The sequence below is a fragment of the Haliea alexandrii genome, from assembly GCF_003719295.1.
Taxonomy (GTDB): domain Bacteria; phylum Pseudomonadota; class Gammaproteobacteria; order Pseudomonadales; family Halieaceae; genus Haliea; species Haliea alexandrii.
In genome coordinates this window covers 741,656-761,325 of sequence record NZ_RFLW01000001.1, presented here as the reverse complement: position 1 = coordinate 761,325, position 19,670 = coordinate 741,656, and the positions used below count along the sequence as shown (strand labels likewise).

General features: G+C 61.3%; 18 protein-coding genes and 1 riboswitch. Of the genes, 8 read left to right on the top strand and 10 right to left on the bottom strand.

What is annotated here, in order from left to right; all coding sequences use genetic code 11:
• Positions 1–59 precede the first annotated feature (59 nt).
• A complete protein-coding gene (locus EGJ68_RS03475; protein ID WP_123033141.1) occupies positions 60–1,100 on the bottom strand; it encodes a putative urea ABC transporter substrate-binding protein in 1,041 nt (346 codons plus the stop codon).
• A gap of 63 nt (positions 1,101–1,163) precedes the next feature.
• A riboswitch (guanidine-I (ykkC/yxkD leader) is annotated at positions 1,164–1,267 on the bottom strand.
• A gap of 403 nt (positions 1,268–1,670) precedes the next feature.
• Between EGJ68_RS03475 and EGJ68_RS03470 the strand changes: the two genes are divergently transcribed.
• The 5 genes from EGJ68_RS03470 to EGJ68_RS03450 are packed head-to-tail and all read left to right on the top strand — an operon-like array spanning position 1,671 to position 6,207.
• Complete coding sequence (locus EGJ68_RS03470) at positions 1,671–2,543, top strand: sugar phosphate isomerase/epimerase family protein (protein ID WP_123033140.1); 873 nt, start codon at positions 1,671–1,673, stop codon at positions 2,541–2,543.
• A complete protein-coding gene (locus EGJ68_RS03465) occupies positions 2,536–3,549 on the top strand; it encodes a fatty acid desaturase (protein ID WP_123033139.1) in 1,014 nt (337 codons plus the stop codon). The genes EGJ68_RS03470 and EGJ68_RS03465 overlap by 8 nt, the downstream gene beginning before the upstream one ends.
• 6 nt (positions 3,550–3,555) lie before the next feature.
• Complete coding sequence (locus EGJ68_RS03460; protein ID WP_123033138.1) at positions 3,556–4,362, top strand: ABC transporter permease; 807 nt, start codon at positions 3,556–3,558, stop codon at positions 4,360–4,362.
• A 28-nt stretch (positions 4,363–4,390) separates the two neighbouring features.
• Positions 4,391–5,413, top strand: a complete 1,023-nt coding sequence (locus EGJ68_RS03455) for an ABC transporter substrate-binding protein (protein ID WP_123033137.1) — start codon at positions 4,391–4,393, stop codon at positions 5,411–5,413.
• Positions 5,413–6,207 (top strand): ABC transporter ATP-binding protein, encoded by a 795-nt coding sequence (locus tag EGJ68_RS03450; protein WP_123033136.1) that lies wholly within the window; start codon positions 5,413–5,415, stop codon positions 6,205–6,207. Before EGJ68_RS03455 ends, EGJ68_RS03450 begins: the two co-directional genes overlap by 1 nt.
• On the opposite strand, the gene EGJ68_RS03445 is transcribed toward EGJ68_RS03450, so the two are convergent.
• Both EGJ68_RS03445 and glnT read right to left on the bottom strand, forming a co-directional pair.
• A complete protein-coding gene (locus EGJ68_RS03445) occupies positions 6,190–6,801 on the bottom strand; it encodes a TetR family transcriptional regulator (protein WP_123033135.1) in 612 nt (203 codons plus the stop codon). The two genes, EGJ68_RS03450 and EGJ68_RS03445, sit on opposite strands and share 18 nt — an antisense overlap.
• A 135-nt stretch (positions 6,802–6,936) precedes the next feature.
• The gene (glnT, locus tag EGJ68_RS03440; RefSeq protein ID WP_123033134.1) at positions 6,937–8,289 is read right to left on the bottom strand and encodes a type III glutamate--ammonia ligase; all 1,353 of its coding nucleotides are present in this window, start codon (positions 8,287–8,289) and stop codon (positions 6,937–6,939) included.
• 102 nt (positions 8,290–8,391) lie between these two features.
• Between glnT and EGJ68_RS03435 the strand changes: the two genes are divergently transcribed.
• Positions 8,392–9,408 (top strand): alpha/beta fold hydrolase, encoded by a 1,017-nt coding sequence (locus EGJ68_RS03435; protein ID WP_233248657.1) that lies wholly within the window; start codon positions 8,392–8,394, stop codon positions 9,406–9,408.
• A gap of 60 nt (positions 9,409–9,468) precedes the next feature.
• Here the strand turns inward: EGJ68_RS03435 and EGJ68_RS03430 are convergent, their stop codons facing one another.
• The 3 genes from EGJ68_RS03430 to EGJ68_RS03420 form a co-directional block, all read right to left on the bottom strand.
• Positions 9,469–10,740 carry an ammonium transporter gene (locus EGJ68_RS03430; RefSeq protein WP_123033133.1) on the bottom strand — a complete coding sequence of 424 codons (1,272 nt, stop codon included), beginning with the start codon at positions 10,738–10,740 and terminating at the stop codon, positions 9,469–9,471.
• Positions 10,741–10,772: 32 nt separating this feature from the next.
• The gene (gene glnK / locus EGJ68_RS03425) at positions 10,773–11,111 is read right to left on the bottom strand and encodes a P-II family nitrogen regulator (protein WP_027949730.1); all 339 of its coding nucleotides are present in this window, start codon (positions 11,109–11,111) and stop codon (positions 10,773–10,775) included.
• A 62-nt stretch (positions 11,112–11,173) separates the two neighbouring features.
• Positions 11,174–11,848 carry a TorF family putative porin gene (locus tag EGJ68_RS03420; RefSeq protein ID WP_123033132.1) on the bottom strand — a complete coding sequence of 225 codons (675 nt, stop codon included), beginning with the start codon at positions 11,846–11,848 and terminating at the stop codon, positions 11,174–11,176.
• A 305-nt stretch (positions 11,849–12,153) separates the two neighbouring features.
• Between EGJ68_RS03420 and EGJ68_RS03415 the strand changes: the two genes are divergently transcribed.
• Both EGJ68_RS03415 and EGJ68_RS03410 read left to right on the top strand, forming a co-directional pair.
• Positions 12,154–12,414: an accessory factor UbiK family protein gene (locus tag EGJ68_RS03415; RefSeq protein ID WP_123033131.1), complete on the top strand. Its 261-nt coding sequence runs from the start codon at positions 12,154–12,156 to the stop codon at positions 12,412–12,414.
• 49 nt (positions 12,415–12,463) lie between these two features.
• A complete protein-coding gene (locus EGJ68_RS03410; protein WP_123033130.1) occupies positions 12,464–13,966 on the top strand; it encodes a YifB family Mg chelatase-like AAA ATPase in 1,503 nt (500 codons plus the stop codon).
• Positions 13,967–13,988: 22 nt separating this feature from the next.
• On the opposite strand, the gene EGJ68_RS03405 is transcribed toward EGJ68_RS03410, so the two are convergent.
• The 4 genes from EGJ68_RS03405 to EGJ68_RS03390 form a co-directional block, all read right to left on the bottom strand.
• On the bottom strand, positions 13,989–14,417 hold the full coding sequence (locus EGJ68_RS03405) for a nuclear transport factor 2 family protein (protein WP_123033129.1): 429 nt from the start codon (positions 14,415–14,417) through the stop codon (positions 13,989–13,991).
• Between the two features lie 26 nt (positions 14,418–14,443).
• Positions 14,444–16,135, bottom strand: coding sequence for a phenylacetic acid degradation protein PaaN (gene paaN / locus EGJ68_RS03400; protein ID WP_123033128.1), 1,692 nt, complete (start codon positions 16,133–16,135; stop codon positions 14,444–14,446).
• A gap of 74 nt (positions 16,136–16,209) precedes the next feature.
• Positions 16,210–17,151: a winged helix-turn-helix transcriptional regulator gene (locus EGJ68_RS03395; protein ID WP_123033127.1), complete on the bottom strand. Its 942-nt coding sequence runs from the start codon at positions 17,149–17,151 to the stop codon at positions 16,210–16,212.
• Positions 17,152–17,310: 159 nt separating this feature from the next.
• On the bottom strand, positions 17,311–19,632 hold the full coding sequence (locus tag EGJ68_RS03390) for a TonB-dependent receptor (protein ID WP_123033126.1): 2,322 nt from the start codon (positions 19,630–19,632) through the stop codon (positions 17,311–17,313).
• Positions 19,633–19,670: the final 38 nt, after the last annotated feature.

Here is a 19,670-nt window from a genome sequence, read left to right as displayed (position 1 = left end):
GATCCTTCCTTGCGAGAGCGGGTCGCGGGGGCACCATGCCCCCGCGCACAGCGATGTGCCTAGAGTTCGCCGTCCAGAGCCATTTGCATGTAGGTTGGATCAAAGCGCAGCTTGATATTGTTGCTGTCGCCGTACACACCCGCCGGGGTCTCGACACCGATGAAGGTGGCATCCGGTGCGCCCTCACCCAGCAAGCCGTGCTTGTGTGAGAACTCGGCAACGGTCTGCATGGTTTCTTTAACCTGCTCGCTATTGGTCAGCGCCAGCGCTTCTGCGGGGGTGTAGAACATTTCGGTGCTGGCCAGCTGCGACTCAAAGCCCGGCAGGTCAGTACCGGAAAGCTCTGCGAGGAAGGTCTTGGCGGCGGTTGCACGCTCATCGCCACCGCTCATGTGCGCCATGATTTCGTACCAGGCGCCGGTAAGCGCCTTGCCCAGTGCCGGGTTCGCCGCCAGTGTTTCCGTGTTGATGATCAGCAGGTCGATCACTTCGCCGGGAATCTGCGAGGAATCGAACACGCGATGGCTGTCTGGCATGGCGGCCACTTCACTCAGCAGCGGGTTCCAGGTTGCCACTGCGGTCACACCGGGTGTGGCATACACCGCCACCATATCGGCATCCGAGGTATTCACGACCTCAACATCACGCTCCGTCAGGCCGACACTTTCCAGGCCGCGCGCCAGCAGATAGTGAGACACGCTCAACTCCACCAGGTTGACGGTCTGGCCCTTGATATCCGCCAGTGAGTCCTTGCCCTTGAGCACAATGCCGTCGTTGCCGTTGGAGAAGTCACCAACGATCAGCGCCGTACTGTCAACGCCACCAGCGGCAGGGATGGTCAGCGCATCCATGTTGGTCATGGTGCAGGCATCGAACTCACCCATGCTGTACTGGTTGATGGATTCGATGTAGTCGTTGATCTGCACCACCTCGATATCGATGCCGTACTTGTCGGCCCACTTGTCGACAATGCCCTGATCGGCACCGTAGGCCCAGGGTACCCAGCCAACATAGATCGACCAGCAGATCTTGAAACTGTCGCGGGCCGAGGCTGTGGTCGACAACAGCAACAGGAGCAGGAATAAACTAATACGCTTCATGGTGTACCTCTCAGTCGGGTTTGGTCGGTTAATCACAGAGTACCCCCGGCATTTCGCCTTCAGTTCTCCCGGGCTTTTGTCCCGCCGTGTAACCCTTCACCGAAAGGTCGAGTGCTCTCGGACCAGTCACCGCAATGCTTGCGGTCGGAACCCTAGCGCTCTATTGGTTTGCGTGTCGCGTCTTGTCAGGAGTACGGACAGCAAGGTCAAAGCAGGAACCGTGCCATGTCCTGAAAAGCCCAACGACAGGGGCAATGATAAACCCCCGAGAGCCATCGCGCACCGTAAAACGCACCGTTTTCATGCGCCGCCCCATTCCGGTGCACTGCGGTGCAGACGGCTGCCGACCCTGACGAACATCGACCTTGCACACCGTCCGGTGCGTCTGGCGCCGTGCACCAAAACAGACGCACCGTGTGCACCACACGGTGCACAACAGCGCAGCGCTGTTTTTTCCAGACTCCGCCAGAATTCTATTTTATTCATTAATATCAATACGTTAGAATTATACATACATCTTGGCATGGAAGTTGCTCGCCCTTAAGCAAGCACCAAAGCCAGGACCAGAGCATGCAATTACGTACCTTTAAAACCCTGTGGGGACATACCGGCAGCATCGACCAGGGCGCCCAGCTGGCCCGGGCCGCCGGCTTCGCCGGGCTCGAGGCGCCCGCCTTGCACAGCGCGCCCGGCCACCTGAAGACACTGGCTGCGGCGCTGGAAGCGCACGGACTGGAGTGGATCCAGGAGATCTGTACTGCAGGCTCCTATGTGCCGCGCCGACGTGCCAGCATCAGTGAACACCTGGAAGACCTCGAGGCCCAGATCGTCCTCGGCAAACCACTCGCGCCCCGCTTCATCAATGTCATGGGGGGCTGCGATGCCTGGCCGATCGAAGACAGTGTGCGCTTCTTCCAGGCCGCCATGGACATCGCCGACAAACACGGGGTGCTCTGCTCTTTCGAGACCCACCGCGGGCGCAGCTTCTACTGCCCCTGGAACACGGTAGCCATTTTAGAGCAGTTGCCGGACATCAAAATCACCTGCGACTTCAGCCACTGGGTGGTTGTGAGCGAGCGCCTGATGGACAGCGAATGGGATGCCATCACCCTCGCCGCTGAACACGCCCACCACGTACACGGCCGGGTGGGCTACGACCAGGGGCCGCAGGTGCCGCACCCCGGCGCGCCCGAGTACGCCGAGGCACTGGCCAGCCATCAACGCTGCTGGGAGGCCATCTGGTCCGCGCAACAGGCGCGTGGCTACGACGAAACCACACTCACGCCGGAGTTCGGCCCGGACGGCTACCTGCACCACCTCCCCTTCACCAACGCACCCATCGCCGACCTGTGGGATCTCAACCGCTGGATCGGCGCCGAGGAACAGAGGCACTTCGCGCTCTGGTCACAAACCCCTGCCCACAAGGAGGCCCGTCATGCGTGACGTCTTCAAACTGCGCGACCCTGCGGGCGCGCACTACACCGTTCTGGTTCTGGCCTACATTGCACTCGCCTACACAGGCGGCTGGCTCGCCCTGTTCCAGGCAAACGCCGCCGTCAATGCGGTGGGCGTTATCGCGCTCGCACACAGCATGCTCATCGCCGCATACCTTCTCCACGACTGCGGCCACAACGCGGTATTCATGTCGGCGAAAGCGAACGCCGCCCTGGGCAAGGTGCTGAACTGGGTAGCCGGCAGCTGCTATGGCCGCTTCGAGGATATCCGCTACAAGCACATGCGCCATCACGTCGACAATTACGACCCCGTAGTGTGGGATTATCGCAGCTTCCTCAAGCGTCACCCCGCACTGGCCAAGGTGGTACACGCAGCGGAGTGGGCCTATATCCCCGCCGTTGAAATCATGATGCACACCATGCTCGTCATTGCGCCCTGGGTGATCGAATCCAAGCGGGCGCAGCGCGGGCGTGTACTGCGGGTACTGCTGATACGCAGCGCCATTCTGGCCCTGGTACTGGTCATCAGCCCCGTGGCTTTCCTGCTCTACGCGCTCGCCCAACTGCTGCTGTTTACCGCGCTGCGCTTCATGGATTGCTACCAGCACAATTACGAAGTCATTTTCAACCTCGACGACACCGACACCGTGTTCCCGCACAAGGGTGATGCCGAGTACGAGCAGGCCAACACCTACAGCAACCTGCTCTCCCATCGTTTTCCTGCTATCAACCTGCTGGTGCTCAACTTCTGTTACCACAATGCACACCACGAAAAGCCTACGCTGGGCTGGTACCGGCTGCCTGAGCTGCACAGCACCCTGCAGCCGGCCGTGGAGGCACAGACCCTGGGCTTCGCCGAGCAGGCACGCGCTTTTCACAAGCACCGTGTGTCGCGGATTTACGCCGAGGAGTACGGCGCCGATGAGGTCAAGGCGTCTCTCAGGGAAGGCCGTGCCGTGGGCGTCGATGCACTCAGCTTTCTCACGGCGTTTTAAGTCACGATGACCGAAGCCAACGACAAAACTGCCCGCATGAGCGACAAGGCCGCAGCCGTGCTCGGCTCGCGAACACTGCTTGGCGCACTGGGCTGGATGCTTTTCATTGGTGGCTGGTGGCTCGCCGCCCACGCCGAGATCGCCCCGCCGCGTCTGTTCCCGGGCCCGGAAAAAGTCTTCACCAGCCTCTATGAGCTGCTGGTGGAAAAGGACTTCGCCAGCGACATCTGGGCGAGCGTGAAGCGCATTCTGTTGAGCTTTGGTATCGCCGTGTCGATCGCCCTGCCACTCGGCTTGTTGATGGGCGCCTATCGCCCGGTGGATCGGGTTATCGGCCCCCTGGCCAGCGCCTTCCGCTACCTGCCCGCCCCGGCCTTTATTCCCCTGCTGCTCATGTGGCTGGGCACCGGAGACGAGCAGAAGATCGCCCTGCTGGTGATCGGCGTGCTGTTCTTCCTCATCATCATGCTCGCCGACGTCACTCGACTGGTACCCAGGGTCTATATAGAAACGGCTCGCACCCTCGGGTTGCGCGCGCCCCAGATCCTGCTGTCTGTGACCCTGCGGTCCAGCTTGCCCGGCTACCTCGATGTGCTGCGGCAGATGCTCGCGGTGAGCTGGACCTACCTTGTGATTGCCGAGATCGTCGCAGCCACCGACGGCATCGGCGCCATGATGATGCGTGCCAAACGCTTCGTGCACATCGACGACATCATGGCCGGCATTCTGGTTATTGGCCTGCTGGGCCTGCTTTTTGACGCATTGTTCAAACTGCTGCATCGCACTGCGTTTCGTTACCTCGAGTCCCACTAGCAGCACTCAACCGCAAAGGAGTACCACCATGCACTACATTCGATCCGGCATTGCCATTCTGGCCCTCGCCCTGGGGTCCGCCACGCAAGCGGCAGATCCTGTAAAACTGTCGCTTTTTTCCTGGCCCGGCTACGGCTTCTGGTTCATCGCCAAGGAGAAAGGCCTCACTGAAGGCCTGGAGCTCGATATCAGCATCATCGAAGACCCCTACCAAAGTTTTGCCCTGATGACGGCAGGTGAATTACACGCCACCTCAAGCACGGCGGAATACGGCCCCATCGCCGCCGACAAAGACGTTGGCATCAAACTGGTCACCTATACCAACCCGTCCTACGGCACAGACAAGATCGTCCTCGCACCGGGCATCACCAGCGCGGAGCAACTCAAAGGCGAGACAGTCGCCGTGCTGGAAGGCGGTCTGACGCAGATTTTCATGGCCGAGTGGCTCACGGACAACGGCGTCGGCATTGATGAAGTCACCTTCACCAACCTGATCATGGATGATGCGGTGGGCGCCATGGTCGGCGGCACCGCAGCGGCCGCCGAATTCTGGGAACCCTTTGGCTCGCAAGTACTTGAAGCGATGCCAGGTGCGACCGTCGCGGCAGATTCCACCGAAGAGAAGTACATCACCACGGCGATGCTGGGCGATGCACTGTACATGAGCACGGCCTTCATGGCAGAACGCCCTGAGGATGCCGCGAAGCTCACGCGCGCTTACTTCAACGCCGTTGATTTCTGGAAGGCCAACACCGCAGAGGCGAACCAGATTATCGCCGACGGCCTGCAATTTACCGTTGCCGATGTGGAGCAGGTACTGGGCAGCACCGGAGAGATCCTCAAAGGGGGTATCTTTGTATTCGATCGCGACCAGGCCGCCATTTTCATGGGGTTGAAAGCCGGTGAATTACCGCTGGGTATCGTCTCCGACGGCATGCAGAACCACTGGGATGTCACCACCGACTGGTGGCTGAAGTTCGGCTTCATCGACAAGGCGATGCCGATGGCAGCCGGCGTCGACACCACCCCGCTGGCAGCGGCGCTGAAATAATGAGCGACGCGACACACAGCGGACTTACTGTCTCGGGCGTCAGCAAGCATTTCCTGCTGCGCTCGGGGCAGACCCTGACCGCCCTGGACAACATCAACTTCGAACTGCCAAAAACCGGTGTCGGGGTGTTGCTCGGCCCCTCCGGTTGCGGCAAATCCACACTGTTGCGGATTATCGCCGGCCTGGAAACGCAGGACGCCGGTGAGATCGTCGTCGACGGCAGCGCCGTTCACGGCCCCGGCATCGACCGGGGCATGGTGTTCCAGAACTACAGTTCCTTCCCCTGGCTGACCGTCGAGGAGAATGTGGCGTTCGGCCTCAAGGCCCGCGGGGAAGCGCTCAGCCTGCGTGAAGGCGTGGTGCCGTATTTCATCAAGGCGGTGAAACTGGGCGGCTTCGAACGCGCCTACCCACACCAGCTCTCCGGTGGCATGCAGCAGCGCGTTGCCATCGCGCGCAGTCTGGCCAGCAACCCCTCACTGCTGCTGATGGACGAACCCTTCGGCGCCCTGGACCCGGAAACCCGCTGGCAGATGCAGAGCCTGCTGCTGGAAATCGTGCACCAGGAGCGCACCACCGTACTCATGGTGTCGCACGACATCGAAGAAGCACTTTACCTGGGTGACGTGGTGTTCTTCATGGGCACGCGGCCAGGTCGTATTCTCGAGACCATTCGCCCCGGGCTGGAAAAAAGCAGCGATGACCGCGATGCCATACTGGACTTCGAAGAGTACCGTTACCTGGAGCGCAAGATACGCCAGATGATGCGCTCGCAATCACTCGCCTGTACGTAGCAGTCGCTGGAACTCGCCGACAAAGAATTCGAGGTTGTTGTCCAGATCCGTAATACCGGAATCGAACAACCAGCTTTGCGTCAGCCCCATCAGATAGGCATACAGGGACAGTGCCACCGTGCGACTGCTACTTGCCCCCGTCACGCCGTGTTCAGCACGATAGCGCTCTACCCAGTCAGCGAAAGTGGTAATCAGTGACGCCGTCAGCGCCCGCTCGCGCGCCAGGGTTTTGGATACCGCCTCGGTAAACTCGGTCTTGTTGAGGAAGATCTCGAAGGACTGGCGAAAGTAGCTGTCATCCAGCAGCATGCGCAACCACTGCCGGGAAAATTCCGCTGCAGCAGCCAGCGGGTCAATCGCTTCGTGATGCAGGGCGACCAGACGCTCCAGAGGCAGCTGCGAATAGGCGAGGATTTCCTCGAATAACTCTTCCTTGCTGGCGAAATGCCAGTAAATCGGCCCGCGGGAACACCCCGCCTCGTCCGCAATAAGACGCAGGGTCGTGCCGCTGTAGCCGCGCTGGCCAAAGAGCTTGAGTGCCGCGTCCACCAGGCTCTGCCGGGTTTTTGCCGCATCCTCCTTGGTTCGCCTCATGTTTCGCCCCGCCCGTGAAAGAGCCTATAGTGTAAGTGCACCGCACCCAAAGGCAAGCACACGCCCGGCATACCAGGCCTGGACACACTGAACCCCGGCCGATGCAACGCACCGCACCGGGGAGCCCGACTGTGTTTAGCCAAAGAGGCGCAGGTAACGTGCCACCTCCCAGTCGGATACGGTGTTGTGGTAGCTATCCCACTCGGCCCGTTTGAAGTCGACAAAGGCCTTGTGCATATCGGCACCGAGCACCTTATAGGCGAGCTCATCCCCGGCGATGGCATCGGTGGCCTCGGAGAGCGTCTTGGGCAGGCACTCGATACCCGCCGCGGCGATTTCGGCATCGCTGTAGTGGTACATGTTTTCCCGGTGTGGCTGGCCCGGGTCAATACCCTGCTCAATACCCTCCAATCCGGCGGCGAGCATCAGCGCAGCACCCAGATAGGGGTTGCAGGCGATATCCGGTGCCCGGCACTCTACGCGCGCGCCTGCGCTGGGAATGCGCAACATATTGGTGCGATTGTTGTTGCCATAACAGCAGAACACCGGCGCCCAGGTGGAGCCGGACATACTGCCCTGGCGCACCAGTCGCTTGTAACTGTTCACAGTCGGCGCCACCACAGCGCTGATCGCCTTGGCGTGGCGCAGCACACCCCCGATGAACTGATACGCCAGCTCGGAGACGCCACAGGCATAGCGGTCATCTTCCGCGGACACAGCAAACAGGTTCTGCCCGGATTCCGCGCTGGCCAGCGACATGTTGTAGTGCGCGCCGCTCCCTGTGCGATCGGCAAAGGGCTTGGGCATAAAGCTGGCGAACGCGCCGTGCTTGCGCGCGATCTCATTGGCCAGCAAGCGGAAATACACCAGGCGATCGGCCATGGTCAGGGCATCGGCGTAGTTGAAGTCGATCTCGAACTGACCGTTGGCGTCCTCGTGGTCAAAGGAGTAAACACCCCAACCCATGCCACTCAAGGCCTGTACCAATTCATCAATGATGCCGATATTGTCCATCATGGTGGGAATGTCGTAGCAGGGCTTGCCCAGCGTGTCGCGGTCACTGAAGGGTACGGGGCGACCATCCTCAGCCTGGCGCAAGATGAAGAACTCGGTTTCTATCCCCAGGTTAAAGGTGAACCCCATGGACGCTGCTTTTGCCAACTGTCGCTTGAGAATACTGCGGGAGCAGGCTTCAAAGGGTTTGCCATCCAGATACAGGTCGCTGGCGAACCAGGCGAGCTCCGGGTTCCATTGGCACTGCTGCATTGAGGCCATGTCCGGCATGGCGGCCACCTCGTTGTCGGCGATGTCCTGTGGCACGCCATCCAGCGCGGCACCGGTGAACAATTCCGAGCCGGCGAACATTTGCTTGAAATGGCCAACCGGCACGAACTTGCCCTTGCTCGCGCCGTGAATATCCACGTAGCTCGCTATGCCGTATTTAACGCCCTGTTCCAGGCACCGTTGTTTCAACTGTTCAATTTCCATAAGAGCTCCATAGACGGGAATGTTTCTTGCTACAGGAAAGCATCCAAGAAACATGCCAGAATGTATGTTTAAATTCGCAAGCGCACAAAAGGAGTCATCCCATTGATAAATAAGGTATATTGGCAGGAGCATGAGCATGATCTGGGCGCTTTCGTGCTGCAAAGCGGCGCGGTGTTACACAACGCACGGCTGCACTACCACCAATTTGGTGCACTGAACGCACCAAAAGATAACCTCGTGCTATTGCCCACCTACTACGGTGGTACAGGCGCCGGCAACCGCCCCTGGGTCGACGACCCGGCCAGCCCGTTGGGGGGCGGCGATTACTGCGTGATCATTCCCTGCCTCTTTGGCGCCGGCGAATCCAGTTCGCCCAGTAACACACCCCCACCCCAGGCGGGGCCGGACTTTCCGCTCACCAGTATTGCCGACAACGTCACCGCTCAGCAGGCGCTCCTGACAGCGCGCTTTGGCGGCGCCACCCCGCGCCTGGTTATGGGTTGGTCAATGGGTGGATTGCAGGCCTTGCAATGGGCGCGGGCATACCCGGTCGCCGCGGACAGCGTGCTGGCCGTGTGTGCAACGGCAAAATGCTATCCCCACAACCGGGTTTTCCTGGAAGGTGTGGCAGCCGCACTCACTGCGGACCCGGGCTTCGCCGAGGGACACTACAAGGCACCGCCCGCGCGTGGACTGAGCGCCTTCGCAACGGTCTACGCGGGCTGGGCCTACAGCCAGGCGTTCTTCCGCGACGAGCTCTATCGCAACCTGGGGTTTGCCAGCATCGAGGACCTGCTGCAGTACTGGGTGGAAGATCACCTGAGCCAGGATGCCAACGACCTGCTGCTGCAGCTGCGTACCTGGCAGAGCGCAAACCTGCTGCCTGCGGCTGGTGAAAAAGCACGTTCACACGGGCCCGGCATCCTCATGCCTTCCAGCAGCGACCTCTACTTCACCGCGGAGGACGCCATGCGCGATGCCGCCTCTCTGGGCATGGAATGCCGGGTAATAGCGTCGCGCTTTGGCCATGTGGCGGGTGGGCCCGGTCGCTTGCCCGAGGAAACACGTTGCATCTTTGCGGCCGTCAGCGAGCTACTCGCCGCGACCGCCCGAGAATAAAAAAAGGGGGCCCGAAGGCCCCCAAACACGCATTGCATCAATGCGCCCGCAAGCTGTTGCTTACTTCTGTGCCACAAACTCCGGGTAGGCTTCCATACCGCACTCGGACATGTCGACACCTTCGTACTCTTCCTCTTCACTGACCCGTACACCCATGACCGCCTTGAGGATGGCCCAGGTAATGAGGCTGGCGCCGAAGACCCAGACAAAGATCACCAGAGTACCTACCAGCTGACCCATGAAGGTCGCGTCAGGGTCGGACAGCAGGACCGCGAAGATGCCCCAGATGCCCACGACACCGTGTACCGAGATAGCACCCACCGGATCGTCGATCTTCACCTTGTCCATCGCCACGATGCTGAATACCACGATCACACCACCGATGGCACCGATGATCATCGCCAGCAGCGGCGTGGGATCAGCCGGTTCGGCAGTAATGGCCACCAGGCCGGCGAGCGCGCCGTTCAGGGCCATGGTCAGATCGGCCTTGCCGAAGATCAGGCGTGACAGCAGCAATGCCGCAATCAGGCCACCGGCAGCAGCGGCGTTGGTGTTCAGGAACACGTTGGCCACTTCGTTGGCGACGGCAATACCACCCAGCTTGAGGGTTGAGCCACCGTTGAAGCCGAACCAGCCCATCCAGAGGATGAAGGTGCCAAGCGTGGCCAGCGGCATGTTGGCGCCGGGAATGGCTTTGACCGAACCGTCAGCCGCGTATTTGCCCTTGCGCGGACCGAGCAGCAGAACACCCGCAAGTGCTGCAGCCGCACCAGCAAGGTGCACAATGCCCGAGCCGGCGTAGTCGCTGTAGGACAGCTCACCGATGAACGGAACTGCCTTGCCACCCCAGGTCCAGCCGCCCTCGATGGGGTAGATGAAACCGGTCATGACGACGGCAAAGGCCAGGAACGCCCACAACTTCATGCGCTCGGCAACCGCACCGGACACAATCGACATCGCCGTGGCGACAAACACCACCTGGAAGAAGAAGTCGGACGCGCCGGAGTACACCGAATCACCGCCGAACCCTGCTTCTGCCGAGTCTGCCAGCACGGAGGCGACTGCCACATCGTCCATCTGCGCCACGGTGGTAACACCGGACAGGAAGAAGCCACCGTCGTACATGAACTGGTAACCGCAGATCAGGTACATGGTGCAGGCAATGGCGTACAACGCCACGTTCTTGGTCAGAATTTCCGTTGTGTTTTTGGCGCGCACCAGGCCCGCCTCCAACATTGCGAAGCCGGCCGCCATCCACATCACGAGGGCGCCGCACACCAGGAAATAAAAGGTGTCCATCGCGTACTGTAATTCAAATATCTGGTTTTCCATGGGAATCACTCTCGTAGTTAGTCTCGGTGGATTTAGATGGCGTCTTCGCCGGTCTCGCCGGTACGAATACGAATCACCTGCTCCAGCGTGGACACGAACACCTTGCCGTCACCGATCTTGCCGGTGTTGGCAGCCCGGGTGATGGCCTCGATGGTCTTCTCGGCCAACGCTTCGGCTACCGCTACTTCAATCTTTACTTTCGGCAGGAAATCCACGACATACTCCGCACCCCGGTACAACTCGGTGTGCCCCTTCTGGCGCCCAAAGCCTTTCACTTCGGTGACAGTGATGCCCTGTACACCGATCTCGGAAAGTGCTTCGCGCACGTCGTCCAGTTTGAATGGCTTGACGATCGCCGTTATTAATTTCATGTCAGTCTCCAGGTATCAGCAGGGCGCCCCGTGGGGCGCCGTAAGTTTCAGTCCCGAAACGCTTACAGGCTCTTCGAGATGGAGAACACGATGCGGTCGTCCGCAGCTTCCACATCGTCCAGATCAGTGCCGATCAACGCGAGGGCGAAATCCAGCTCCATGGCGCTGTAACCGAAGGTGACGCCATAGTCTGTGTAGCTGTCAGCGCCGGCTTCCCAGTAGTCGTCCTGGTCGGTATCAGTGAAGCCAATGTTGAAGTCCACGCTGAGGGCTTCGGTCAGGCCCAGGGAATAACCGGCCGAGTAGTACATGTACTCGGGGCCGCCATCACCAAACTCGTCCGAGTACACAAAACCAACGCTGAAGTCGGCGTAGCTCAGGCCCAGGGCGTATTCGATGTAGTCGAGGGACGACTCACCCTCGTAATCGAAGTAGAAAAAGCCCACGTCGTAGCCGAAGCCGCCGTCGGTTTCACCGGCGTAGCCGAAGTAGTAATCCATCTCGGTAGTGGCACCACCGAAGGCGACGTTGGAGGCCCAGATACCGGCATACAGGCCGGTATCGCCGGACCAGTCAAAGCCGCCCTGAATGGCGCCCTTCTCGTCGGTTTGCGAAATACCACGGAACACGTAGTCAGTGGCGAGGGTGACGTTACCGCTGATTTCCGCCTGGGCAGAAACAGCACCTGCGAACAGGACGGCGGCGACGGAAGCGGGAAGCAGTTTTTTGTGCAGCATGTGTCATTCTCCTTGGTTTGGCAGTCAAAAAAATGTGTGCTCGGCACGGAACTTTTCTGATCTGCATAATTCGCTCTTGCAGTCCGAGCTTTGCAGGTGCTGTGCCAATCATCTATTTATCTATTAATTACAATGGCTTATATATTTTTGGCACCGCTGCGGCACCTTTCTGGGCCGGCCTCACCGGGCACACTGCGCACCAATACCGAGCGCCGCACTCAATTGGTGCACCAAGATGATCTGTGCGTCTTTTTACAATTCCTCTACACTGCACCCTGTTCTGGCTGGCTAAGGATTCACGCGTCATGGCCCTCAAACCGCCGCCACTCGGCGAGGTACTGCAGCAGATGTCGGCACTGGTCGGCAGTCCCGGCCTGCGCGCCGAGGTCGACAAGGGAGCCCGCGCCCTGGCGCAGTCGGCGCTGGGCAAGCTGGATGTTGTCAGCCGGGAGGAATTTGATGCCCAGGCCGCGATACTGGCCAGAACCCGGGCGCGCGTCGCACAGCTGGAGTCCGAGCTGGAAACCCTGACCAAAGAATTCGAGGCCTCACAGGCAAAAACCTGACCCGTCATACTGTTTGCAGGCAATGAGGGTCTGTGCTCAAGGATGAGCCATGGAACTGTCCGTTATTTACAGCCGCGCTGCGGTGGGAATAGAAGCGCCCCTGGTTCAGGTGGAAACCCACCTCGGCAACGGGCTGCCCTCCTTCCAGATTGTCGGGTTACCGGAAACCGCCGTGCGCGAGAGCCGCGACCGCGTGCGCTGCGCACTGCAGCAGACCCACTTCGAGTTTCCCGACCGGCGTATCACCGTCAACCTGGCACCCGCCGATTTGCCCAAGGAAGGTGGCCGCTTCGACCTGCCCATCGCGCTGGGCATTCTCGCCGCCTCCGGGCAGCTGCCCGCATCGGCTCTCACCGACCACGAATTTGTCGGGGAACTGGCCCTGAGCGGTGCCGTGCGACCGGTGCCGGGCATTATCCCCGCAGCGCTGGCCTGCAGCGCCGCAGGGCGCGCACTGGTAACCCCGGCGGCGAGTGCGGCGCTGGCCGCTGCCGTACCCGGAAGTCGCATCATCGCCACAGAGGACCTGCTCACACTGTGCGCTCACCTCAACGGCCGCCACAGGCTCACAGTAGAGGAACACCGGCCACCGCCGCATTCTGCCATGCCCTACCCCGACCTGATGGAGGTTGCCGGACAGACGCTGGCGCGGCGTGCACTTGAAATAGCCGCCTCGGGCAATCACAACCTGCTTCTGGTGGGCCCACCGGGTACAGGAAAAACGCTGCTGGCGAGCCGGTTGCCCGGCCTGTTGCCGCCGCCGGACACGCAGGAGGCCTTAACCTGCGCGGCCCTGCACAGCTTTCACGACAGCACCAGCGTGGAGCATCTGTGGCGGCGGCCCTTTCGCCACCCCCACCACAGTGCGAGCGCCGCAGCATTGATTGGCGGTGGCGCCCGACCACGCCCGGGCGAGGCCTCCCTTGCCCATGGCGGCGTGCTGTTCCTCGACGAACTGCCCGAGTTCAGCCGCCAGGCGCTGGAAATGCTGCGTGAGCCGCTGGAGGCCGGCGCCGTCACACTCTCCCGCGCCGCACATAAATTCACCTACCCTGCGCGGTTTCAACTGATCGGCGCGATGAACCCCTGCCCCTGCGGCTACTATGGCGACCCGGAACACAGCTGCCGCTGCACCAGCGAGCACATCCAGCGCTACCGGCACCGCCTGTCGGGGCCGCTGCTCGACCGTATTGATCTGCACGTCAGCATGCACCGGCTGGCGGCTCGTCTGCTGCTGGAAACACACGCAAAAGGAGAAGCGTCGGCCGCCGTGCGGGAGCGGGTACTGGCGGCTAGACAACGACAGCAGGCGCGTCAGGGATGCACCAACGCCGCGCTGTCGGCACAGGCTTTGGCGACACGGTGTGTATTGCGGCCCGAGGCGCGTCGGCAGCTGGAGCAGGCGGCAGATGCGCTGCAGCTTTCCGGGCGCGGCCTGCATCGCAGCCTGCGTGTGGCGCAGACGCTGGCGGATATGGAGGGTGCCGACTGCATCGACCTGCAGCATGTCACCGAGGCCCTGGCGTTCAGGCAGGCCAAGATGTCTACCTGACCGGCCTGAGGCTGCGCCGCGTTCAGCCCTCGCTGATGGGCTCCATCTCATCCCAGATCGGGGCAAACATGATGCGCAGGAGCTCTTCGTCCGCATACACCCGCTCGCCGGTCAGCGCATAGCTGCCGTACGTGAGAATACCGAGAATGCGAAAAGGCTTCTGTCGTCCGTCGGGGAAGCGGTAGCGTACCGTGTACTCGATGGCCACACCGGTTTTACCCGGCCACTCGCCGTGCAGCACCATGCTGTCCGGGTCAAAACAGGGGGCAACGTTGTCAAAGAAATGCCGATAGTAGCGCTCGGCCGCAGTCATACCGCGCATGCGCAACCCCACCGGAAACAGCTCGTAGACCGGATCGGCCTCCAGCGTGGCCAATGTGGCCGCGTAATCCCGAGCCCCCTCCGCCGCGACGTGCTGATACGCGATCTTCAGCAGTTCCTCTGTACTCATTATCTCACCCTCTCCTGCTGCATCGCTCAGGCAGACGCCGGCGCCACCCCCATGAACTTGCTCTGCACTATGCGGAACCGGTTGCTGACAAACGCCAGGTCGGCGAGGCAGGCATTCCCCGCCGGGTTCAGGCCGGTGACGTGAAAATCCGAGTAGGCGGCCGCAAAGTTGATCGGCATGCCGGTCAGGTTGCAGGCAACCGATGCGCCCGCCGCGTGATAGGCATCCACGGCCCGGGCAAGAAACTCTGCATCTGTCGAGTACACATGGGAGGTGATGGCGCCGCAGTCGCGGGCGTTGCCGGTGGCATCCCGCAGGCAGGCCTCGGCATCGGCGTTGGCAATGAGGAACGACACCGGCCCGAAGACTTCCTCCCGATACCAGTCGCGATCGTCCTCGCTGGCGGCAATGACCAGCGGCGTTGCCGTGCGCGCCGCCGGGAAGCCGGGGTTTTCATAGGGCGCGGAGTCACGCAGTATCCGCTGCTGCGCGGCAGCCAGCTGGCGGTAACGATCAACGTTGCTTTGCACCGCCGGGTCAAACAACGTGCCGCAAAGGGTTGCCGCGGCACGCGGATCGGCCAGCCAGCCGTCCACGGCGCGGCAGATGGCCGCCGCGACCTCCGCATGCGGCACCCATTCACCGGCAACGCGCACTCCCGCGGCGGGCACGTGAATGTTCTGTACGCTGGTGCACATCTGGGCCGACGCCTGGCACAGCGAGTGGGCCACCGCACGTGCCGTTGCCTGCAGGTCATCCGTGGATTCCAGCACCACGGAATTGCAGCCGGCGGTTTCCGTATAGACCTGCTTGCCCGGACAGTTCTGCTCCAGCCAGCTGCCAAAGCGGGGGCTGCCGGTGAAATCGATAATCGCGGTGTCCGGGTGCTGAATCAGCGGCAGCGTGGCGGGCTCCGCCCGTGTATCTGCGGCCAGTGTGACCAGGTTGGGATCGTAGCCGGCTTCCGCGAGCACCTCGCGGCAAACCCGCGCCACGAGTGCGACTGGCAAAGTCGCCGCGGGGTGGGGTTTCAGCACCACCGGGTTGCCCGTGGCCAGCGAAGCACACAGCGCAGGGTAGGTATTCCACAGCGGGAACGTGGCACAGCAGATCACCACACCGATGCCACGCGGCACCAGGCGGTAGCGCTTGTGCAGGCTGGCAACACCATCGCGCCCGAACTTGCGTTCCCAGTGCGCGGTGGCCGGTACATCCTGCATGGCCTTGTGCGCATAGGCCAGTGCCTCCAGGCCGCGGTCCAGGGCGTTGGCACCACTGCCGGCAAAGGCCATCACATAGGACTGCCCGGAGGTGTGCATGGTGGCATGGGCATTCTCAAACAGCTGCTCGCCACAGCGCTGCAGGATTTCCAGGCACACGCCGACCCGCGCTTCCGGTGTGGCCGCCGCCCAGGCGGGGCGCGCCGAGTTGATGGCCGTAAAGAGCACCTCGGGGTCGGCCCGGGGGTAGCGCACGCCAAGCGGCTCACCCGTGTAAGGCGACACTTCCTCCCCCACCCGGGCCACCTCTCCCGGCTGCACCAGCGGAAAATCCTGCCCCAGCAGCGCTTCAAAGCGCGCCAATCCTGCCGCAGGCTTTTCGTCGCCGTGAATCTTGCTACTCGGGTTTTCCGGCCAGCCACTCCAGGCGTAACGGTGGCTGCAGGCATCCAGCGCTTTGCTTAACAGGTCCTGGTGCTTGGTGAACAGGGCGCTCATCGGGCTCTCCGTGGGTTGTTACGGTTCTCGCCGTGCACAGTGTCACAGCACAGTATGTTTATGCAAGTAACGAGCTATACGTCTTGCGTTGGCCCGATACTGAAATCGACATAGTGGGCGCTGAGCTCTTCACCACAGTGGTTGCAGACCACCTCACCGTACAGGTTTTCGCCACACAGTGTATGGGTCAGACACATGGGGCGACCCGCACCGCTGGGGTCACACCAGCGATCACCCCACTGCAGTAACGTCAGGAAGTAAGGGAACAGATCCCAGCCCTTTTCGGTGAGCTCATACCCCTGACGCAGCGGCCGCTGCTGATAAGGCCGTGTAACAAAAACGCCCTGCTGGACCAGAAACCGCATGCGGTCGGCAAGAATATTGGTCGCCACCGGCAGTTCCTGGTGAAACTCGTCGAAGCGCTGCAAACCGTGGAAGGCGAGCGCGATCAGGTTTGCCGTCCAGCGGTCTCCTACCAGATCGATCAGGTTGCGGTACACGCTGTGCTCCCCCGGCACGTCCGACGCCGACAGTGAGGAACGCCGCCGCACTTTCTTGTCGCGTATATCGCGGGTGGCACCAGGGCCAGGGTGATAGGCGACATCACGCCCGTGTACGTCCTGCCGGCAGGTGCCACAGCGCAACCGCGGGTGCAGGGTGTTGCCACAGGACCGGTGGCGCAAATGCACCTTGCCCGCCTCTGGCGGCGGAAAATACCGCTCTTCCCAGGCCACCGCCATCAGCGACATCTGGTACAGGTCGACCGACTTGCGGGTGAGGTGATAGACCGGGTGACGGCCTCCCCCTGTGGCAACACGCTTGCGCAGGCAATCCTGCGCCTGCAACCATTTGAGCCGGTTGGACAACACGCCGCGAGATACGCCGGTGGCCTCGAGCATGCCGCTGAACGTATTCACGCCCCAGAACACTTCCTGGATGATCAGCAGACACCATTTGTCTCCTACCTGGTCCAGGGCACGGTTGATAGAACTGGCGCGGGTTCTCAGTTTGTCCATGCGTGGCCACAGGCAGGATTGACGGTGAAGTGTGGCGTTTTCATGGCGAGCATCTTAGGTGAAAGCGACGCGAGCCTCCACCCGCGTCGTTCGCATTTGGGCTTGCAACACACCACATGTTTGCTACGGGGGTGCAAGCCCCGAAGCCGCACGCCGTAATCAGAAGCTCTTGGTCAGCGTTACGCCCGCGGTACGCGGCGGCATGTAATACTCGGAGGTGACTCCGGTAGGGTCGACGATACGGCTACTGACCTGTAATTCGTCGTTCAGGTTCTTGCCCCATACGTCCACCGCCAGGGAACCATCTGCACTCGTCCAGCTGACACTGGCGTCCAGCAGCTCAATCGCCGCCTGACGCTCCACCGACCGATTCTGTGGTCCGGTAAAATATTCGTCTTTCCAGCTGTAGCTGACGCCGAAATCGAGCGCACTGCCATTGTTGAGGTTGACCCGGTAATTGGCCGTTGTGGTGAGGGCAGCATCCGGTGCAAAAGGCAGATCGCGACCGGCAAGGTCCAGACCATTGGAGTTGGTAAACTCCTTGAAGGTGGCGTCACTCCAGTTGTAGCTGGCGTTCAAGGTCAGGTTTTCGATCGGCACCAGGTCGATTGAGGCCTCCACACCCTTCGATTCCGCCTGCGCATTCAGCAGCACGAGCAGGAAACGGCTGTTCAGCTCAAACACCTGCAGGTCCTCGTAGTCCATGTCGTAGTAGGAGAGATTGAACTGCAGCCGACGATCCCACCACGAGGACTTCATGCCCACTTCGATGTTTTCCACCACCTCCGGGTCTACCGGCTGCGTTGCCACGCTGGCGAGGTTGGTCTGTGACTGGAAGGCACCGCTCTTGAAGCCCTCGGAGTACGTGGCGTAGAGCATCAGGTCATCCGTTGGCCGGTAGGCCAGAGACAGTTTATGCGTCACTTCCGACCACGAATCATCGGCCGACACGGGCGCGGCAAAGGACGGCAGGATCAGCGGCACCCCGGAAGGCGTGGTGCCCAGCAGGTCGATGGAGTTCTGAGTGATCTCCTTTTCGTCCTCGGCCCAGCGCACGCCATAGGTCAGTGTCAGCTGATCGGTGAAGGACCAGTCGACCTGGCCGTATACGGCATAGCTGGTTGTGGTGTTGTCCTGGGTAAACAGCACATCGCCTACGGCCGCAAGTCCAAGCCCCTGCAGCGGGGTGCTGTACTGGGTGTAGAATTCCTCACCGCGCTCTACATCCTCTTCCATGAAGAACACGCCAGCCAACCAGTTGAAGCGATCAGTGTTGCCGGCCAAACGGAATTCCTGGGAAAACTGCGAGGCGTCTTCCTCGGCACCGTTGATCACGTTGCCGGGCGTGGTGAAGAAGCCCGGAGGCAGGGGCACGCCGGGCGGAGACGGTGCCGTCAGGTTGTTCAACGGCAGCCCGGTGAGATCATCCACCCAGTTGTATTCACTGGAGCGCCAGGCCGTGATGGAGGTGAGGTTGGACCAACCCAGGTCTGCCTCCAGGCGCGCCATGACGCCGTTGACCTCACGCTTCTGCGAGGTGTCGAACTGGCTTGCACAATGGCGCTCATCGGCCTTGTACTCGTCCGACATATTGAGCTCCCAGAACGGGCCGAGGCCGGCAATGGCGTTGTCCACGTTCTGGATGTGACGACAGGGACCGGCGGTTTCATCGCGCGCGTAGTCAGCGCTCAGCAGCATATCAACGCGCTCAGTAATATCGAACAACAGCTGGCCGCGTACGTTGACCGAACGCGCGTCGTCACGCCGCTCCCCGGCACCCTCCGCGCCGATGCTGGGACCAATGATGGTGCTTTGAGAAAGGTTGCCAAGCGTGCTGATGTCGCCGGGGGTGATGACGTTGCGGCCGTAGCCATCGCGGTCGCGGTAGGAGTAGACGATCTTGCCCGCCACCTTGTCAGTCAAGCCGCCGCTGGCGAGGCCCTGGAAATGTCGTAGCTGGTCAGTGCCCGTGGACACGCGCACGCGCACCTCGGTTTCCTGGCTGGGACGGGAGGTCACAATATTGATCGCGCCGCCGTTGGTGTTCTTGCCATACAGCGTCCCCTGCGGGCCACGCAGGATCTCGATGCGCTCGAGGTCGAACAAGTCGAAACCAACGCCCCCCGTGCGGCCGATATAGACCTCGTCCAGAAACACGCCCACCGCCGGGTCGCTGCCGGCGGAATCCGAACTGTTGCCGATACCGCGAATGTAAATGCGCGGCTCGCCGATGCTGAACTGGTTGTAGGTCAGGCCCGGCGTGCGAAAGGCAATGTCATTCAAGCCACTGATCTTGCCCACTTCGATGTCGTCGCCCGCGAGCGCCGCCACGGACAGGGGGACATCCTGGATACTCTGTTCACGCTTTTCGGCGGTGACCACCACCTCTTCGAGCTGTTGCTGGGCATGGGCCAGCATCGGCAGGGCAAAAGGCACAGTCGCCAGAGTGTGAATCGCAATACGGAGTTTGGAATGCGTCATGGTAGCCTCGCAGGGTTTTATGATTATCGGGGCGGGAG

Coding starts and splice junctions, on each gene's coding strand:
- EGJ68_RS03450 (WP_123033136.1), top strand. CDS start 5,413: ATGAGCGACGCGACACACAGCGGACTTACTGTCTCGGGCGTCAGCAAG.
- glnK (WP_027949730.1), bottom strand. CDS start 11,111: ATGAAATTAATAACGGCGATCGTCAAGCCATTCAAACTGGACGACGTG.
- EGJ68_RS03410 (WP_123033130.1), top strand. CDS start 12,464: ATGGAACTGTCCGTTATTTACAGCCGCGCTGCGGTGGGAATAGAAGCG.
- EGJ68_RS03460 (WP_123033138.1), top strand. CDS start 3,556: ATGACCGAAGCCAACGACAAAACTGCCCGCATGAGCGACAAGGCCGCA.
- EGJ68_RS03420 (WP_123033132.1), bottom strand. CDS start 11,848: ATGCTGCACAAAAAACTGCTTCCCGCTTCCGTCGCCGCCGTCCTGTTC.
- EGJ68_RS03405 (WP_123033129.1), bottom strand. CDS start 14,417: ATGAGTACAGAGGAACTGCTGAAGATCGCGTATCAGCACGTCGCGGCG.
- EGJ68_RS03455 (WP_123033137.1), top strand. CDS start 4,391: ATGCACTACATTCGATCCGGCATTGCCATTCTGGCCCTCGCCCTGGGG.
- EGJ68_RS03465 (WP_123033139.1), top strand. CDS start 2,536: ATGCGTGACGTCTTCAAACTGCGCGACCCTGCGGGCGCGCACTACACC.
- EGJ68_RS03415 (WP_123033131.1), top strand. CDS start 12,154: ATGGCCCTCAAACCGCCGCCACTCGGCGAGGTACTGCAGCAGATGTCG.
- EGJ68_RS03430 (WP_123033133.1), bottom strand. CDS start 10,740: ATGGAAAACCAGATATTTGAATTACAGTACGCGATGGACACCTTTTAT.
- EGJ68_RS03395 (WP_123033127.1), bottom strand. CDS start 17,151: ATGGACAAACTGAGAACCCGCGCCAGTTCTATCAACCGTGCCCTGGAC.
- EGJ68_RS03470 (WP_123033140.1), top strand. CDS start 1,671: ATGCAATTACGTACCTTTAAAACCCTGTGGGGACATACCGGCAGCATC.
- glnT (WP_123033134.1), bottom strand. CDS start 8,289: ATGGAAATTGAACAGTTGAAACAACGGTGCCTGGAACAGGGCGTTAAA.
- EGJ68_RS03475 (WP_123033141.1), bottom strand. CDS start 1,100: ATGAAGCGTATTAGTTTATTCCTGCTCCTGTTGCTGTTGTCGACCACA.
- EGJ68_RS03445 (WP_123033135.1), bottom strand. CDS start 6,801: ATGAGGCGAACCAAGGAGGATGCGGCAAAAACCCGGCAGAGCCTGGTG.
- paaN (WP_123033128.1), bottom strand. CDS start 16,135: ATGAGCGCCCTGTTCACCAAGCACCAGGACCTGTTAAGCAAAGCGCTG.
- EGJ68_RS03390 (WP_123033126.1), bottom strand. CDS start 19,632: ATGACGCATTCCAAACTCCGTATTGCGATTCACACTCTGGCGACTGTG.